Origin of the sequence: Bittarella massiliensis (ex Durand et al. 2017) (genome assembly GCF_009876955.1) — a bacterium.
Taxonomy (GTDB): Bacteria; Bacillota; Clostridia; order Oscillospirales; family Ruminococcaceae; genus Bittarella; species Bittarella massiliensis.
This window is the reverse complement of sequence record NZ_WWVY01000056.1, coordinates 1-1748: the sequence shown is the minus strand read 5'-3', so window position 1 is coordinate 1748 and position 1748 is coordinate 1. Positions and strand designations below refer to the sequence as shown.

Genomic DNA, 1748 nt, shown 5'->3' with positions numbered 1-1748 from the left:
GTTTTCAACGAGTTTTCACACCGGTTTCAACTTTTCCACATTTCCCGGTGTGCTGCGCCGCACGCAGCGGGGGAAGGGGCAAACCGGGCAGCCGCTCTCATGCATGGCCCACACGCACCGCGTGCACAGCTCCGGCGGCTCCTTCAGCTTCGCGCCGGAGAGCTTCCGTGCCAGTTCGCGCCGCGGGTCTTTCCGCTTCACTGCGCATCACCGTCCACAGGGATGACGCCGAACCGCACCCGCCGGGCCACGCCGCCCAGCTCCGCCGTCACATACGCCCGGCGCTGCCGCCGCTCCATCCGCACCGGGCAGCCTGCAAACGCCGCCAGAGGGCCGTCCAGAACGTGCCACGTACCGTCTGCGTGAAACAGCACCCGGCTGGGCTCCAGCGTCTCGTCACTGTCCAGCCGCCACCGCAGCGCCTCCCGAGTGTCCAGCGCCTGCGGCTCGCCGTGCTCCAGCCCCAGCCACCGGATGACGCCGGGGACAGGGGAAACGAGATGGAACAACGCCGCGTTATAGTCCGCGCCCACAAACACATATCCCGGCAGCAGCAGCCGGTCCTCGGTCTGCCACTGACCCCGCCGCCGAATCTCCATCCGCTGGTCCGGGGCTCTGGCTTTCACGCCTTTGCGCCGCAGCGCCGTGCATACGTCCCGTTCCGTCCCGGTCAGGACCTGCAGTGCGTACCAATTCATCAGCGCTGCGCCCCTTTCTGCCGGCGCTCCAGCGCCGCCACGAGCTGCCGGTACAGCTCCGGATGTTCCGTACCAAGGGCTGAGAAGAACTCCGCCTTCAGCTCGCCCATGGCGGCCTGCGTGTCATCCTTGCTCTGAATGTCCAGCCTGCGGGCGTACGCCACAGCCTTTGTCTGCGCGTTCATCTCCCGCAGCAGCTTATCCAGCGCGATATCGTTCCACTCTTCGTCCGGCTTCGACAGGATGGCGTCCAGGATCTTCTGCCCCGCCACCCGGTTGATCACCTCGGAAAAATCCAGCTCCGGATACTTCGCCGCTTCCCGCACCATGGCGTTCATCCGCTCGTTTGTCACACGGATATCCTCCAGCGAGGCCAGCAGCTTTCTGCTGTAGGTGCTGATTGCCTGCAGGCTCAGCGTGACGTCCAGGCTCGCCAGATACTTCTGAATATCCGCGAGCGTGCAGGTGTTCGTCGCTTTCACCATCTCATCCACGACGTCGCGGACCTCGGGCGGCAGCTGTGATATGGTGCTGCGGCTCCTGTTTTTTCCGCGCATCTTCAAGCCCTCCTACATATCCACCAGCGGGTCTTTCTTCACGCAGCGCTGCAGCTGGATGCCGCGCGGCGTCAGCTTGACCTCAAGGTCCTCCAGCTCTGCGTCCGAAACGCTGGACGGGGCCTTGTCCTCGATGCAGCGTACCTGCAGGTATCCGCTGTCCGCCAGGTAGTTGATGCTGCTGCACAGCGCCATCCGGTCCATGCCGCCCGCCAGCGCCAGCAGCAGGCCCTTCAATTTTAAAAATTTGAAATCGCAGCCCGCGATGGCCAGTGTGCGCATCACAGTTCCGTTATTGGCCGCAAGCTCGCCGGCCTGCATCTTTCGGCGCAGTTCATTTTCGTCCATCTCAGTTGCCTCCCTGCTTCATCATGAACTCCATCAGACGGTCCAGCTTGTTCTCCAGCTTCAGCTGGTGCGAAACAAATTCCTCGCGCCGGATGCAATTTTCCTTGATGTCTTTCACATCGTCGCTCATCTGCCGGATCTCCGT

The 1748-nt window shown here is 63.0% G+C and carries 3 protein-coding genes; all 3 read right to left on the bottom strand.

The features are described from left to right. Positions 1–197 precede the first annotated feature (197 nt). The 3 genes from GT748_RS15100 to GT748_RS15090 are packed head-to-tail and all read right to left on the bottom strand — an operon-like array spanning position 198 to position 1603. Positions 198–698: a transcription termination/antitermination NusG family protein gene (locus tag GT748_RS15100; protein WP_055081479.1), complete on the bottom strand. Its 501-nt coding sequence runs from the start codon at positions 696–698 to the stop codon at positions 198–200. Further along, positions 698–1255: a phage protein Gp27 family protein gene (locus tag GT748_RS15095; RefSeq protein WP_055081478.1), complete on the bottom strand. Its 558-nt coding sequence runs from the start codon at positions 1253–1255 to the stop codon at positions 698–700. Before GT748_RS15095 ends, GT748_RS15100 begins: the two co-directional genes overlap by 1 nt. 12 nt (positions 1256–1267) lie before the next feature. Then, a complete protein-coding gene (locus GT748_RS15090) occupies positions 1268–1603 on the bottom strand; it encodes a hypothetical protein (RefSeq protein ID WP_009323641.1) in 336 nt (111 codons plus the stop codon). Positions 1604–1748: the final 145 nt, after the last annotated feature.

Excerpts from the sequence above, each read along its gene's own strand:
- GT748_RS15100 (WP_055081479.1), bottom strand. The coding sequence starts at position 698 with ATGAATTGGTACGCACTGCAGGTCCTGACCGGGACGGAACGGGACGTA.
- GT748_RS15095 (WP_055081478.1), bottom strand. The coding sequence starts at position 1,255 with ATGCGCGGAAAAAACAGGAGCCGCAGCACCATATCACAGCTGCCGCCC.
- GT748_RS15090 (WP_009323641.1), bottom strand. The coding sequence starts at position 1,603 with ATGGACGAAAATGAACTGCGCCGAAAGATGCAGGCCGGCGAGCTTGCG.